At 59.9% G+C, this 15,744-nt stretch carries 9 protein-coding genes; 5 read left to right on the top strand and 4 right to left on the bottom strand.

Translation table 11 applies throughout. The features are described from left to right. Positions 1 to 162 precede the first annotated feature (162 nt). The gene (locus tag GN234_RS17875) at positions 163 to 372 is read left to right on the top strand and encodes a PA3496 family putative envelope integrity protein (RefSeq protein ID WP_109752921.1); all 210 of its coding nucleotides are present in this window, start codon (positions 163 to 165) and stop codon (positions 370 to 372) included. Here the strand turns inward: GN234_RS17875 and GN234_RS17870 are convergent. Then, on the bottom strand, positions 314 to 1,276 hold the full coding sequence (locus GN234_RS17870; protein ID WP_013694598.1) for a LysR family transcriptional regulator: 963 nt from the start codon (positions 1,274 to 1,276) through the stop codon (positions 314 to 316). The genes GN234_RS17875 and GN234_RS17870 overlap by 59 nt on opposite strands. 187 nt (positions 1,277 to 1,463) lie before the next feature. On the opposite strand from GN234_RS17870, the gene GN234_RS17865 reads away from it, so the two are divergent. Then, positions 1,464 to 2,879, top strand: coding sequence for an acetyl-CoA carboxylase biotin carboxylase subunit (locus GN234_RS17865; protein ID WP_003206982.1), 1,416 nt, complete (start codon positions 1,464 to 1,466; stop codon positions 2,877 to 2,879). 12 nt (positions 2,880 to 2,891) lie between these two features. Beyond that, on the top strand, positions 2,892 to 4,700 hold the full coding sequence (gene oadA, locus GN234_RS17860) for a sodium-extruding oxaloacetate decarboxylase subunit alpha (protein ID WP_109752923.1): 1,809 nt from the start codon (positions 2,892 to 2,894) through the stop codon (positions 4,698 to 4,700). Between the two features lie 62 nt (positions 4,701 to 4,762). Here the strand turns inward: oadA and GN234_RS17855 are convergent, their stop codons facing one another. From GN234_RS17855 to GN234_RS17845, 3 genes are all read right to left on the bottom strand, one after another. Next, positions 4,763 to 6,730 carry an autotransporter outer membrane beta-barrel domain-containing protein gene (locus GN234_RS17855; RefSeq protein WP_176688843.1) on the bottom strand — a complete coding sequence of 656 codons (1,968 nt, stop codon included), beginning with the start codon at positions 6,728 to 6,730 and terminating at the stop codon, positions 4,763 to 4,765. A gap of 664 nt (positions 6,731 to 7,394) precedes the next feature. Next, entirely contained in the window at positions 7,395 to 8,228 is an 834-nt protein-coding gene (locus GN234_RS17850) for an amino acid ABC transporter permease (protein WP_116833851.1), read from the bottom strand. Beyond that, positions 8,225 to 9,046 (bottom strand): ABC transporter substrate-binding protein, encoded by an 822-nt coding sequence (locus GN234_RS17845; protein ID WP_109752926.1) that lies wholly within the window; start codon positions 9,044 to 9,046, stop codon positions 8,225 to 8,227. Before GN234_RS17845 ends, GN234_RS17850 begins: the two co-directional genes overlap by 4 nt. Positions 9,047 to 9,160: 114 nt before the next feature. Between GN234_RS17845 and GN234_RS17840 the strand changes: the two genes are divergently transcribed. Together GN234_RS17840 and GN234_RS17835 are read left to right on the top strand one after the other, a co-directional pair. Further along, positions 9,161 to 10,060 carry a homocysteine S-methyltransferase family protein gene (locus GN234_RS17840; protein ID WP_176688842.1) on the top strand — a complete coding sequence of 300 codons (900 nt, stop codon included), beginning with the start codon at positions 9,161 to 9,163 and terminating at the stop codon, positions 10,058 to 10,060. Positions 10,061 to 10,198: 138 nt separating this feature from the next. Beyond that, positions 10,199 to 15,574, top strand: coding sequence for an OTU domain-containing protein (locus GN234_RS17835; RefSeq protein ID WP_176688841.1), 5,376 nt, complete (start codon positions 10,199 to 10,201; stop codon positions 15,572 to 15,574). Positions 15,575 to 15,744 lie beyond the last annotated feature (170 nt).

Raw genomic sequence — 15,744 nt, 5'->3', positions numbered from 1 at the left:
TCTGGATAAATCGTGGGGGCCGCTTCGCAGCCCAGCGGGAGCAAGCTCCCTCGCCACAGGGATCATTTGCCCGAATTCATCGTTCTGTAACCCTCGCGCCGCCAAACCGTCATCGCGCGCCGTCATCGTAAAGCTCCCCGTATACGTCTTGGGAGTCTCGACATGACCCAGTCCTACGAAGAACGCAGCGCCGTCAAAACCCGTCGTCAGCAGGAAGACCAGCGCCGCATGGCGTTCCGTCGTGCAATCGAAGACCGCTATGAGCAGCGCCAACTTCTGGCCGAAATCAGCGAATTTCCTGACGCCACAGAGTTCAATTACTGGCAGGCAACGCCGGCGGCTTCCCGTCGAAACGCTCAACCAGGCCAATGATCTGAGCGCGCTCGCCGCGAACGAATGCCAGGAAGGCGTGAGCCACTGGTGACAGGCGCTTGGCCCTGGCCTGCACCAGGCACCAACTGCGGTACAGCGGCAACTCCTCCACCGGCAGCTCGATGAGTGCGCCGGACGACAATTCCCGGCTCACGGCGTGGCGCGTCAACAGCGCCACGCCCAGCCCGGCCACCACGCACTCGCGCTGAGCCTCCGCCGACGCCACCTCCAGTGTCTGGGTGAAGTGCACCCGTTTCTCCTTGAAGTACTCCTCGCAGGCCAGCCGCGTACCTGAACCCGGTTCGCGCAATAGCAGCGTATAGGGTTCCAGGTCCTGCAAGCGCAGCGGGCCCATGTGGCACAACGGATGATCGGGCGGCGCCACGGCGACAATGGGATTGTTGAGAAATGGCAGGAACTCCAGGCCCATGTCCTGGGGCACCATGGACATGATCACCAGGTCATCACGGTTGTCCGAAAGCCGGCGGATGACTTGGCCGCGATTGACCACGGTGAGGTTGAGATTGACCTCCGGGTGCTGGCGCTTGAACGCGGCGAACAGGTGCGGGACGAAGTACTTGGCGCTGGACTCCACTGCCAGCTTGAGCTGGCCTTGCAGCGAGCCCTGCATGTCCGAGAGCTGCATGTCGAGGTTTTCCAGGCGCCCGAAGATGTCCCGGCTGGCCCGTTGCAACGCTTCGGCGGCTTCGGTCATGTAGAGTTTTTTGCCAACGTACTCAAACAGGGGTTGGCCGATAAGCTCCTCGAGGGATCGAATCTGTAGGCTAACGGCCGGTTGTGTGAGAGACATTTCATCGGCTGCACGGCTGTAGGACCTCAGGTCGCAGACCTCGTTGAAAATCTGCAATTGACGCAATGTCATACGCATCAATGACTTACGCATTTTCTAAGCACTCTGGGCCGGGACGATTAGCACAACTATAAGTCTTTGCTTATGCATGACCCAATAATTATTCATTTTTGTTAATCAACGGCCAGGACTAGTGTGGAGCTGCGACCAATTGTTACATCTGGTCACGCGTCGGCCTGGACCCCAGGCCGTGGTATCACCGGCTCAAGGGAACCTCCAATTGATAACAAAGATCCTGATCGCCAACCGTGGTGAGATTGCCGTCCGCATCGTGCGCGCTTGCGCCGAGATGGGCATTCGCTCGGTCGCGGTCTACTCCGACGCGGACCGCCATGCGTTGCACGTCAAGCGTGCGGACGAGGCCCACAGCATCGGCGCCGATCCGCTGGCCGGCTACCTCAACCCGCGCAAACTGGTGAACCTGGCGGTGGAAACCGGCTGTGATGCCTTGCACCCCGGCTACGGTTTTCTCTCGGAAAACGCCGAACTGGCAGACATCTGCGCCGAGCGCGGAATCAAATTCATTGGCCCGTCGGCCGAAGTCATCCGCCGCATGGGCGACAAGACCGAAGCGCGCCGCAGCATGATCAAGGCCGGCGTGCCGGTCACGCCGGGCACCGAAGGCAACGTGTCGGGCATCGAAGAAGCCCTGACCGAAGGTGATCGGATCGGTTACCCGGTGATGCTCAAGGCCACCTCCGGTGGCGGCGGTCGTGGTATCCGTCGCTGCAACAGCCGCGAAGAGCTCGAACAGGCCTTCCCGCGGGTCATTTCCGAAGCCACCAAGGCGTTCGGTTCGGCGGAAGTGTTCCTGGAAAAATGCATCGTCAACCCCAAGCACATCGAGGCGCAGATCCTGGGTGACAGTTTCGGCAACGTGGTGCACCTGTTCGAACGTGACTGCTCGATCCAGCGCCGCAACCAGAAGCTGATCGAAATCGCCCCGAGCCCGCAACTGACCCCCGAGCAGCGCGCCTACATCGGCGACCTGTCGGTGCGCGCCGCCAAGGCCGTGGGCTACGAGAATGCCGGCACCGTGGAGTTCCTGCTCGCCGAAGGCGAGGTGTACTTCATGGAGATGAACACCCGGGTGCAGGTGGAACACACCATCACCGAAGAAATCACCGGTATCGACATCGTTCGCGAACAGATCCGCATCGCCTCCGGGCTGCCGCTGTCGGTCAAGCAGGAAGACATCCAGCACCGTGGCTTTGCGTTGCAGTTCCGGATCAACGCCGAGGACCCGAAAAACAACTTCCTGCCCAGCTTCGGCAAGATCACCCGCTACTACGCCCCTGGCGGCCCGGGTGTGCGCACCGACACGGCGATCTACACCGGCTACACCATTCCACCGTTCTACGATTCGATGTGCCTGAAGCTGGTGGTCTGGGCGTTGACTTGGGAAGAAGCGATGGACCGTGGCCTGCGAGCCCTGGATGACATGCGCCTGCAGGGGGTCAAGACCACCGCCGCGTATTACCAGGAGATCCTGCGCAATCCGGAATTCCGCAGCGGCCAGTTCAATACCAGCTTCGTTGAAAGCCACCCTGAACTGACCAACTACTCGATCAAGCGCAAACCCGAAGAGCTGGCCCTGGCCATCGCCGCCGCCATTGCCGCCCACGCAGGCCTGTAAGGAATCATGAACATGTCCAAGAAGATCTTTGTTACCGACACAATCCTGCGCGACGCCCACCAATCGCTACTCGCCACCCGCATGCGCACCGAAGACATGCTGCCGATCTGCGACAAGCTCGACAAAGTCGGCTATTGGTCGCTGGAAGTCTGGGGCGGCGCGACATTCGACGCCTGCGTGCGCTTCCTGAAGGAAGACCCGTGGGAACGCCTGCGCCAACTGCGCGCAGCACTGCCCAACACTCGCCTGCAAATGCTCCTGCGCGGCCAGAACCTGCTGGGCTACCGCCATTACAGCGATGACGTGGTCAAGGCGTTCGTGGCCAAGGCGGCGGTCAACGGCATCGATGTGTTCCGTATTTTCGATGCGATGAACGATGTGCGTAACCTGAAGGTTGCCATCGAAGCCGTGAAGGCCGCCGGCAAGCACGCCCAGGGCACCATCGCCTACACCACCAGCCCGGTGCACACCATCGGCGCGTTCGTGGCCCAGGCCAAGCAAATGGAAGCCATGGGTTGCGACTCGGTGGCGATCAAGGACATGGCCGGCCTGCTGACGCCGTACGCCACCGGCGAACTGGTCAAGGCGCTGAAAAGCGAACAGTCGCTGCCGGTCTTTATCCACTCCCACGACACCGCCGGCCTGGCCGCGATGTGCCAGCTCAAGGCGGTCGAGAACGGCGCCGATCACATCGACACCGCGATCTCCAGCTTCGCCTGGGGTACTAGCCATCCGGGCACCGAATCGATGGTCGCGGCCCTCAAGGGCAGTGAGTTCGACACCGGGCTGGACCTGGAATTGCTCCAGGAAATCGGTCTGTACTTCTACGCTGTGCGCAAGAAGTACCACCAGTTCGAAAGCGAGTTCACCGCAGTGGACACCCGCGTCCAGGTCAACCAGGTTCCGGGCGGGATGATCTCCAACCTCGCCAACCAGTTGAAAGAGCAAGGCGCACTGAACCGGATGAACGAAGTGCTGGCGGAGATTCCGCGCGTGCGTGAAGACCTCGGCTTCCCGCCGTTGGTTACCCCGACCTCGCAGATCGTCGGTACCCAGGCGTTCTTCAACGTGTTGGCCGGTGAGCGCTACAAGACCATCACCAACGAAGTGAAGCTCTACCTGCAGGGCGGCTACGGCAAGGCGCCAGGCTCGGTGAACGAGAAGCTGCGTCGTCAGGCCATCGGTAGCGAAGAAGTGATCGACGTACGTCCGGCCGACTTGCTCAAGCCGGAAATGACCAAGCTGCGTGGCGAAATCGGCGCGCTGGCCAAATCCGAAGAAGACGTACTGACCTACGCCATGTTCCCGGACATCGGCCGCAAGTTCCTCGAAGAGCGCGAAGCCGGCACCCTGACCCCGGAAGTGCTGCTGCCAATCCCCGAGGCGGGCAGCGTGAGCTCGGCGGGCGGCGAAGGTGTGCCGACCGAGTTCGTCATCGACGTTCACGGTGAGACCTATCGCGTCGACATCACCGGTGTGGGCGTCAAGGCCGAAGGCAAGCGTCACTTCTACCTGTCCATCGATGGCATGCCCGAAGAAGTCGTGTTCGAACCGCTCAATGAGTTCGTCAGCGGCGGCAGCAGCAAGCGCAAGCAAGCCACTGCGCCGGGTCACGTCAGCACCACCATGCCGGGCAACATCGTCGATGTTCTGGTCAAGGAAGGCGACGTGGTCAAGGCCGGCCAAGCGGTGCTGATTACCGAAGCCATGAAGATGGAAACCGAAGTGCAGGCGGCCATCGCCGGCAAGGTCACCGCTATTCATGTAGCCAAGGGCGACCGGGTCAACCCGGGTGAGATCCTGATCGAGATCGAAGGCTGAATAAACAGCCTCGATACAACGTTTTAACCTCGGGGGGGCATGTGCTCCCCTTTTTTTGCCTGTCAGAACATCATTCGCCACTGGCCCATCAGCGCGCCGTTGCGGTTGTCCTGACCGGTTTCACCGTTATAACTCACCCCCAGGGTATGCCGTGGCGAAACGGTCAGGTCCAGCCCTGTTTCGAAGAGCAGGCTGTCCCGGTCCAGCTCGACGCCTTCGACGGTATAGGTATTGCCTGCGCTGGCCAGGCGCTGGCGGGAAGTGCCCCGGGTCTCGCCGTATAAGTGTTTCCAACCGAGATTCAAGCGGGGCGTCAGTCGCATGCCTTGGTCAAGAGGTAGAGTTCGGGCGAGGCGCAGGCCAAGGTTGCTGTTGTAATTGTCCTGAGACTGGCCACTGAACTGCAGCGCCGCGCTTCCACCTTTCTCGGTATAGCGATCGCGTTGATAGCGTTGGTAGCCCACTTGGACATAGGGCTCGACATCGAAATGCCCTACGTTCAGGTTGTAGCCGAGTTGCCCAAAGACCTGCTGCGTATTGGCATCGTAACGACCTTTGAGGCGATCGCTGAAACCGTTGTAGGCCACGTGGCGTTTGGTGCTGCCGTCATGACTGCCATAAACGGCACCCAGGCGCAGCGCCAGTGGTCCGTCCTGGCGTAAGGCATAGGCACCCACCAGCCAGCTGTCGAGCCGGCCGTCGAATTGACGACTGTCCAACCGGGTGTGCGTCTTGCCGCCGATCAATCCCAAGCGCCAATCGGGGCTGATAGCCCAGTCGGTTCCCAGCATCAAACCCTTGGTCGAGTGCTTCAGGGCATAGCTTCCCAGTTGCCTGCCGATGCTGCCGCTGTTGCCGATCGCCTGGACCCAGACCTGGCCGTTGTCGTGTGCACCCGTCGGACTTCGCCGATCCATGGCTGAGAGCATTCCTGTGCTGATGGGGGTGATGCTGCTCAGGGTGGCGCTGCCCAGGTCGGCGGTGTTGTAGTCGCCCAGTTGGTCGATGGCGTCGGCGGCTGTGGCCATATTGGTGCCGAGCAAGGCGTTTACGGCGGCATTGGGTTTGGGGGCTGGCTTGACAGCTTGCACCTGGGCGGCGGGCTTGGGTTGGGTGCTGGCAACAACTTTTGCTGGTTCGGTGGGCTTGGACGCTGAGCGATCGGCTTGTGGCTCGACGGCAGGAGAGGGTGGCGTCGGAGAGGTGATGGAGGGTTCCGCTTGCGTTGGTTGGGTCGATCCTGATCCCAGGATAGCGGCTAAAACAGCTTGGCCATTAGGAGTGGGCGCGACTTCCTTGGGCGGAACATCCTTGAGTGTGAGCGTCAGTCCCACTTGTTTCTCGGTGGCGTAGTCAGGTTTCGCGGTCACGAAGGCGAGCTCGTTGACGACCTTCCCGAACTCCCCATCGACTTTTTTCGCCTCGATCACGATGTGCTTGCCCGCGCCGATGGACTCGCCTGGCAACGATGTAATCTTCAGCGTCGCACCGCCTAGCGTCGCGGTGCCGCCGACCTTGATTGTGGCGCTGCCGCTTTCTGGATGGATGCCGTAGAGCAGCGTTGCGCTTTGCGACAGTTCAAGATTTTTTTTGACCGTAGGCGCCCCGCTCGCAGGGTCTACGTTCAACAGGCCCTTCACGTTCAGCGTGTCGACTGTGCCATGGCCGCTGAAACTGCCTGTCTCGTTCACGAAGACAGACTTGCCCACACTGCCCTCGTTATGAAACTCGCCGGCAACGTGTACCTCGGCCCCCATTTGACCGAGATTGCGAAATCGAGTGCTCGCTTCTACCAAGCCTCTATTGAAACGGATAGTGGGCGGCGTTTCTCCCTCCAGTGTTGTGAACTTGGGTGGCCTGAGGGATGCCTTCGAATGATTGGGTTGGGTTTGCTTCTGGGTCGCTGTTTCAGAGGTTGGGGGCGTAGCGTCGTCGGTCGATTGCAGGGCCATCGAAACATCGGCACAGCCGAGTACCAAGGCTATTGTCAGCGTGAGCTGTTGGGGCAGGAATGAATGTTGGGTTGGCATCGAATGTGACCTCTCATGAAGGAGGTCGCACTTTAAAAATTTCACCTTGGGCGGCGATGCCAGCCGTCTCCTAGCTGCTGGCGAGACATAGCGATGGAGCTTGTAGGCTGCCCACGCTGTGATCACAGAGTCACGGCGCCGGCCTCCGTGGCGGTGAGGCATTGCCCTACAGCATACTCAGGCCTTTCTGTTTGGTCGGAGATCCGAGATCTGTCTGTCAAATATCGACTCTGTAAACCTGCTCCGTGTTTCGCCTAGGATCGACCTGGTTCCTGGTGGGACCGCGTTCCTCCTGTGGGAGCGAGCCTGCTCGCGATGGCGGTGGTTCAGTCACATGGATGTTGGGCTTGCTGGCCTCATCGCGAGCAGGCTCGCTCCCACAGGGGAAACGCGATCTCACCAAGAACCAGGTCGGCTATCAGGCCGCCTCGCGGAGGACGTTGATTTCGGCGCCCCGTTAACCACGCTGGCCGAATGCAGGTATTGCGCAGTGGGCATGCCGAGCCTAGGCGAGGCACCGAGTGGTGGGGCAGAAGCGCTTTGGTTACCTTCGCCTGGGCCGGCATTCCGGCTTTTCGAAAGTGAGCCGCCGTCAGGGCGGAACCCTAAGTGGCCGTGACCGCAGAAACGGATATACACAGCGACCTTAAAATCCCACCCCAGCTCAGCGATTATTCAGATAAGCCTTCCCATAATGCCGTTCCATCCGCGCCTGGACCAACTCCAACGCAATGGACATCAACCAGTAAATAATCGCCGCCGTCGTCAGCATCTCAATATACCGATAGCTGGACCGACCATAAGACTGCGCCAAAAACATCACCTCCCAAACGCCCATCACCGAGATCAGTGAAGAATCCTTGAGCATGGAGATGAATTGGTTGGTGGTCGGCGGGATGATGGTGCGCATGGCCTGGGGCAGCGTGACGCGCCAGAAGATTACGGTTTCGCTCAGGCCCAGGGCGAGGGAAGCTTCGCGTTGGCCGTTGGGGACGCCGAGGATGCCGGCGCGGAAGATCTCGCTCAGGTAGGCGCCGTAGTTCAGCGACAAGGCGATGATCCCGGCGGCGATGGCGCCCGGGACCACGCCCAGTTGTGGCAGGCCCAGGTAGATCAGCAGGATCTGGATCAGCAGCGGCGTGCCGCGAAAGAACGACGCGTAGAAACTGGCGATGCCAAACGCCACCGCGCTGCTGGACAACCGCGCCAGGGCGGTGATGAAGCCCAACAGTGATGACGCGACGATCGAGCACAGGCACAGAAACAGCGTCAGCACCGCGCCTTGCAGAAAGCCATTGGGCGCCAGATGCACGCCCAGCAAGTTCGGCAGTTTGTCGAGGATGATGGAGAACTTCAGGTCGAAGCTCAGGAAGAAACTCGCGAACAGCACCAGCATGGCCGCCCAGGTCAGGTAGAGCCGGGTGCGGAAACCGAAGATTTTTTGCAGGCGTGACTCAGCCACCGTTGGCGGTGGCTGAGGCGGTGGAAAAGAAGTCATTGGGTAATGTCGGCGCCGATCCATTTTTGCGAGAGTTTGCTCAAGGTGCCGTCCTGTTTCAACTGGGCAAAGACTTCACGCACCTTGTTGTCCCATTGAGCATCGCCTTTTTCGATGGCGACCGAGTTCGGTTCGGAATAAAGCGACTCGCCGGCCAGTTTGAAGCGCTTGTCTTCGGTCAGGCGCGGTTGTGCGGTCACCAGGTTGGTCAGCACGGCGTCCAATCGCACTCCGGCGCCCAGGCCGAGGTCCTGGAACGCTACGTTGTCAGTGTCGTACGGGGCGATCTGCACGTCCTCGAACGGATAGCTCAGTTGGGTATCCTCGGCGCCTTCGATCACCAGGTTCTTGTTCAGGTAGCTCTCGTAGCTGGACGCGCTGGTGAGGCCGACCTTCTTGCCGCTCAAGTCCTTGGCACCGTGGATACGGTCGTCCTTGGCGTTGACCACGATCACCGCTGGCGAGGCGTAATACTGCACCGGGAAATCGAACACTTCGGCGCGGGCCTTGCTCGGCGTCATGGAGCAGATGCAGATGTCATAGCGCCCGCTCCAGTGTCCGGCAGCGATCACGTCCCAGGAAGGGGTTTCCAGGCGCAGTTTCACGCCCAGTTTCTGCGCCACGGCCTTGGCCACGTCCACGTCAAAACCGTCGAGCTGGTTCTGATCGTTGAGGAACGAGAAGGGCGGGTAGCTTTCCATCAGCACGCCGACCAGTTCTTTTTTCTGTTCGATGCGATCCAGGGTGGCACCGGCGAAGGCTTGCGATGAGGCGGCCAGCAGAGTCAGGCCCAGGGCCAGCAATGGTTGTAGTTTCACGTGAAGTCCCTGGGTAGAAAAATAAGTTGTAGTTAACCGATTGGTGCGTATTAAATAGTTATAAGAACAACTCCGGTAGTGAGTATTTTTCATAAGCTTATGAGTGAATCGCATATGGGCGCAGCAACGACAGTCATTCTCGATGGCGGCATGGGCCGCGAACTGCAACGCCGTGGCGCGCCGTTTCGGCAGCCCGAGTGGTCGGCACTGGCCCTGAGCGAAGCACCTCAGGCGGTGGAGGCCGTGCACGTGGCCTATATCGCCAGCGGCGCGAATGTCATCACCAGCAATAGCTACGCCGTGGTGCCGTTTCACATTGGCGAGGCGCGTTTCGCCGCAGAAGGCCAGGCCCTGGCTGCGTTGGCGGGTGAGTTGGCGCAACGGGCGGTGCAGGCTTCAGGCAAAGCGGTGCGGGTGGCCGGGTCGCTGCCGCCGCTGTTCGGTTCCTATCGGCCGGATCTGTTCGATGCGTCCCGCGCCCACGAGCTGCTGGCGCCACTGGTGACCGGCCTGGCGCCCCATGTCGATCTCTGGCTGGCCGAGACGCAAAGCTCGACCGTCGAAGCGCGGGCGATTCACGCCGGGCTGCCGAAGGATGGCAAGCCGTTCTGGCTGTCGTTCACCTTGAAGGATGAAGACACGGACGAAGTGCCACGCCTGCGCTCCGGCGAACCGGTGGCGGACGCTGCAGCGGTCGCGGCCGAGCTGGGCGTCGAAGTGCTGCTGTTCAACTGCAGCCAACCAGAAGTGATTGGCGGGGCGATCGATGCGGCGCGGGAAACCTTCGAGCGACTGGGGGTGAGCATCCACATCGGCGCCTACGCCAACGCCTTCCCGCCGCAGCCGAAGGAAGCGACGGCCAACGACGGATTGGACCCGCTGCGCGACGACCTCGATCCGCCGGGCTACCTGCAATGGGCGGCCGACTGGCGCAAGCGCGGGGCCAGTCATTTGGGCGGCTGCTGCGGGATAGGACCGGAGCACATCGCAGTGTTGGCGCAAACGCTGGGCTGAGTTGCCCGGCCGTTTTGTTGGACGACATCCACGCTTACGGTTTTCGTCGAATGGGCGGCGACAGCTATATATATGTATGTCATTTGCCGCTCAGTGACGGGATAGGGTCCGGGTTCCTCAATTAAACCGGACTCTTAAATGTCTACTTTTCCTGAAGATGAGCCGGGCGTGCCATCGACCTCTGTCGCTCCCTTTAAACCCATCAACCTGTTACCCGGTGGGGCTCCATTTCAACCGCACACGTTTGCCGATCAATGGCTGCTTGAACGAGGCCTTGCCGGTGACACCTTGGTTCAGGTCACTTATCAAGAGGTCGAGACCGTCGACTCGGCCGCAAAAAGAAAACGCACTTCGGTGCCTTTGCGCGATGCCGTTACCCAGGGTTTTTTAGTGGCCTATCAAAGCCAGGAGACGGGCGGCACTCCTGCCCGGTCCCCCCGCGATGGCTGGGTTTATCCACACAGAAGCCTGATGTCCCTGGATTTCTCGTCCCTTCGCGTCGAGGGGCGAGCGCTCTCGCAAAACCGTTTGAACGAACTGCACGCAGGCATTCCCCGCAACTATCGAAGCACTCCGCAACCTGCCACCCCCACAAGCGCGGTTCAATACGATCTGCTCAGCCCCAAGGGCAAGGAGCAGGCCAGGTTACTGGAGCTTCTGGACACCAACCAGGTGAAACTGGCGCGTTTGTTCGCCGCGCTTCCGACCTTCGATTCGGTGCTCAATCGTTTGCTGGTGGACACGCTCGAGACAAAGATCCCCGAGCGCAAGCTACGCGCTTCACTGCTGGGTAAGATCGACCCTGATTACTGTTATGTGAGCCGCTTCACCAGCGACTCGAACGGTGTGCGCTCGCTGACGGTCTCGGAGAGTTTCAGCGACGTCATGTGGGGGTGTTTGCAGACGAATACGCCTGCGAGTTACACCGGCGGCGGCGTCGGATTCTGCACTCGCCCGGACTCGGTGGCCGAGGCCGACAGCCTGTTTGCCGGCCCGGTGGACGCCCAGGTTCTACGGGCCATGGAGTCGGTACTTTACATCGCCAATCCAACCACGAATGAGCGTGTGAAGCGCCAGTTCCGCGATGAGTTGAAGCGCTTTCGCGATAACCCATGTCACGCGGGCATTCTTGAGACAGCGACCCCGTGCACCACGGCAGAGGCCCTCGCTCATTTGCTTTCCCTGCGATTCCTGCATCTTTTCGATTTGTACAAAGTTGATCGGAGTTCGGCCATCCCACTCACGGCCAGTGAACGAATCCAGCAAAAAGATGAAGATCGTCTGCTGGACCTCATCACGACTCACCCCTCCATGGCGGACCGAAACCGTTTGGCACGGGCGCCCATCCCCCATGTCTACACCGTGATGCTTGATATGGGCACGGCAGCGCCGCAGAAGTGGCCTGCTGCGATGGTGATCAAGTTTACCGATAGCCTGACCTTGTTCCTGTATTCCCTGGAAGGCGGGATCCAGCGATTCCGCTCTGTGCAGGATCTGCTCAGCAACGTCCGTCCGACCCATGGAGGGCAGGAACGTACGATTGTGGATATCACTGCTGAACTGTCCGGGCATGTTTTTGAAGTGGCCGCCGATGACCTGTTGCAGGTACAAAGTGCTGCCCTGGAAACGGTCATGAACGCGCCAGGAAACGAGACGCTCGCGTTGAGTGCCTTTGCTGCAAGTGCCGAACGTGCGCTTGTTTTACCCATGTTGTCGCTGGCCGCGCCCCTGGCTGTGCGTCAGCAGACCCTGGTCGAATACAATCGCCCCGGTTTCTATAAAGCCGCGACGCGTCCTGAGCAAGCCCACTATCGTCGTCTGGAAGCGCAGGTATTCCAGGCCGTCTTCCAATTGGGTGGCGGTATCCAAACGTTGTTGCAGTTCACTCGCCAGAAGATCAAGCAATACCTGCAGCAAACCGTGCATCCGGGTATAGAGCCGGATCCGGACAAAACCATGGTCACGCTTTTCTATGGGCAACGTGCTAATCGAAAGCAGTCCCGTATCAGCAGCCTGACCCAGTTGATGCTCGATAATCTGCGCCCGCATCAGTATCCGAATGCGATGAGGGAAGTGCTGACCGTTTACGTTGTCGATCAACACGGCCAACGTGTCAGGCACCCGGCAAGCGGCTTTTTTGTCACGTTGACGGGCAACCAACTCGCCCGGATGGCGGGCCATCTTGATGTTGGGGGCCGTTATGAAACCCTGTTGCGCAAGGAGATGAACAAACCTGAATACAAGGCAGCGTGGCAGGCGGCGTATCTGGCTAACTTGAAATTCAAAGGTTACGAGTCTTCGCTCAGGGGCGACGAAGTGTTCAAGGCCAGCGTGCTGGATAACGCTTTCACCCCTCCGATGTCGCGCAAACGAGTCGCTTGCTGGCTGGACGCTGTCCTGCGCTCGCCCACCACGGCGGGGCGTGCCCGGGTAGGTGGGCGCAAGGTATGCGTCCATGGTCTTGTACTGGGGGGCAGCGTGGGCGCGGGCGCGCAGCAGGACATGATGGGCAATGCGGTCAGCGTCGATGGCGTGCTGGTTTTTTCCGATCAGGAGGGGCCGGAAATCGAGGGAACCGTTGGCGTTTATTTCCCGGACAGCCCCGGTGGCGATGATTTTCATGAATTCGCTGACCTGAGCGACGGCATTGCCGGGCTTTTGCCGGAAGAAAAATGGCAGGCGTATTTCCGTTCGCGCATTTCCACACTGGACCCCGAGCAGATCAAGCGTTTGTTGGGCCAGCAAGGCGGTCGTCCGCTGATTCGTGGTTCGTTGTTCGCAGGCGATCTTCTCGAAATGCTGCACCAGGCCTACGTCAATTTCCAAAGCGCCTACGCGGATCACCGCTCCAACAGCAACCGGGATGTCAGCCGTCAAACTGCTGGGAAGCTGGCGATGATGACGGTCGGAATTATCTTTGACCTGGCCGGATTCCTGGTGCCCGGTTTTCAAATGCTCACGCGCGCCATCAAGACCGGTTTGCTGGTGGTCAAGACCGGTGCGGTTCCGATGAACCTGCCAACGCTGGCGTTCGTTCATCAAGTGGCAAATTATGCGGGGAAGAAGGCACTGTCCGGTGGTGTGACGCTCCCCGTGCGAGGGCAATCCTCTTTCCTGGCGGTGACGGCTCGTCAAGGCTCGAGGGAAAAACTGCTCGGGCTGCCACTGGAAGAGGCGCTCTATGACCGTTTTACCGTGACGGATACGTCGCTGATAAAAGGGGTTACGCCGGATCGACAGGGTTTTTACCGTCCCGCGATCACGGATACCGCCACGGGTAACGTGACGCGCCCCGTGTTCGTGCGGCAACCCGACGGGACCGTGTACCGGGTGCACGACCATACGCGGTTGAAGGCCACCGAGGCCACCATTGTCGAAGCCACTACGGGATTGCCCATCCGCTCCCATGGCGTGATGCGCGATACGGTGCAGCGGATGTCCGACGACGAGTGGCGCGCGGTAGGACACGGCTTTGGGGGCGCAAAGCGCTCGCGGGACACATCCCCTCAGCCCGGCCCTTCGCAGCCCGGGCAACCGGCTACATCGTCTCGTTCCGTTTCCGATCTGGTGCGCACGCCAAACGAGTGGGACGTCGAGATCATGGATCTGGTCCCGAGCCTCGTCACCCGGCTTGCGAGTTGGCCACAAAACCGTAGCTTGCTGATCATTGAGCAAAGGCCTGTACGCCAGGATTGGTCAGTACGCTTTACTCCGGGGCAAGAAGAAAGTGCCTTCCCGGCGGCTGATCATCCGCTCAGGTCGGGCTCGGATATCGTCTTGAGGCGAATCGGTGAAAACCATTACCTCCTGGTGCTGGGCGAGCAGAATGAAATCGCGTTTGATATCAACGGCGATTGCTTCTTCAATGCCGTCGCCCGAGGATTGAACGAAGGGCAGCCGCAGGCGAGGTTTTCGATGCAGGGGCTGCGTAATGAAGTCGCCGATTACATCGATCAACACCCGCAGGTGCAGGATTACCTGGTGACGCAACCTTCCGGGGTGCAGCAATTGGTCTTTGATAATGCCCAGGCGTTGGAGAGTGTGCTGGGTAGATCAGCGGTGCGTGACCTGACTCGGATGATCTACGGTGCTCCCAATCCCCATGGCTTGTTTCAGCCGCTGGAGAATTACTTGAGCCTGCACGCAAGAGGCATCGTGCGCAGGGTACTGGATCAAGTCACTGCGGCGGATTTGCCCCCGGAGATGCTGCAGATGCTAGGGCGTTTTGTATCACCCCGTACGCAGGGTCGCTTGATGCTGAGCAGAATTCCCTACTACGCGCAAAAAGACCAAGCCTTGCAGAGTTTTTTTGAGGATGTCCTGTTGCAGCCCATCCGCAGTCAGGAAATCGCCGAACTGCTCAATAATCAATTCCTCCTGCTCTCTCAGGATACGCTGCATATCATGCTTGAGTACGGCGTCCGGGCCCGTGATCTGACCGACCATCATCCGCGCAATGAATTGGCGTATGTCAGGTACGATCAGGCCACGCACGGCCACCTCGATGACGATCAGCTCGAGGAACTGCTCGACGGTGCCTACCTGGTCGATCGCGACGACTTGAAGAATGTGGCCGAACGATTCGAGCGTGAAACAGGCACGGTCATCGACGACGACGTAGACCTGATGGACCAGTTCATGCACTACGACAGGGCCGAGGATTTCACGGATCTGCTCACCGTGGCCCTCCAGCGTCACCCCATCCTGTTGAGGCGGGCGACTATCCTCCTGCGATCCTCTGTTGTTGCTTCCAACCTGGGCAGCCTGTTCCCCGTGAATGTCCTGGCGCAATGGATACGTAATCCGGCGTTGTCTGACTCACGCCTTCAGCTCATTGCCGAGTATGCCGGCAGCCGTTATCAAGAATTGGTGAGCAGCGGACGTATCGATATCGATTGGATGCAGCCGTTCGATGATCAAAACCTGCACGACCTGATCTTCCATCAGCGGGCACTAATCAGTTTTTTGGATTTCCTCCAGGGCGTGCGGTATCTCGATCAGCGCAATATGGCGACCGTCACAGGTTTATTCAGCGCTGCGGGACAATCGCCTTCGAACAGCAGGGTTGCGATTTTGCTCGGGACGCCGAATCTATGGCGATCCATTCAAAATATGCCGGGTATCTCGCCGCGCAGCGCCCGGCGAATCTGGGAGGATCTGGTGGGACCGCAGTTCAGTGATGAGAATATCCGGCGAACGCTGGCGCAACGGGATTCACTGAGCTCTGAGTCAGCGTTTACCAGCGCATTGATCGACAGCCTGACCCTCGACGAAGCCCAGGCTCATCAGGTGATTCTGGGCGCTTATGGCGTGACCCCAAGACAAGTCATGCATTTTCTGCAGGGTTTCGATTTCCCAGGGACTGTTGCGGGCCATAGTCGCTTGACGCTCGCGCTGGATCTGAGTGCTCATGGATCGATCCCGGCCTGGGCCTGGCAATACGCCCGACCGGGGGTGACCCCCGAGTCGCTACGGTCATTCCTGGCCACACGCAAAACGTCGAACCCCGAGTGATTCGAGCCGTTTCTGTGGGGAGGGAGTAACCACCGCGTCTGCGACGCTGCGCTGTCGTGCAGTGAACCAGGCCCTGTGGCGAGGGGATTTATCCCCGTTGGGCTGCGCAAGCAGCCCCAAGCCAGGCAACTCGGTCTGTCAGGAAGATTGAGTTCAATGCTTTAGGGCTG

Source organism: Pseudomonas bijieensis, assembly GCF_013347965.1.
Taxonomy (GTDB): domain Bacteria; phylum Pseudomonadota; class Gammaproteobacteria; order Pseudomonadales; family Pseudomonadaceae; genus Aquipseudomonas; species Aquipseudomonas bijieensis.
This window is presented reverse-complemented; position numbering and strand designations above follow the sequence as displayed.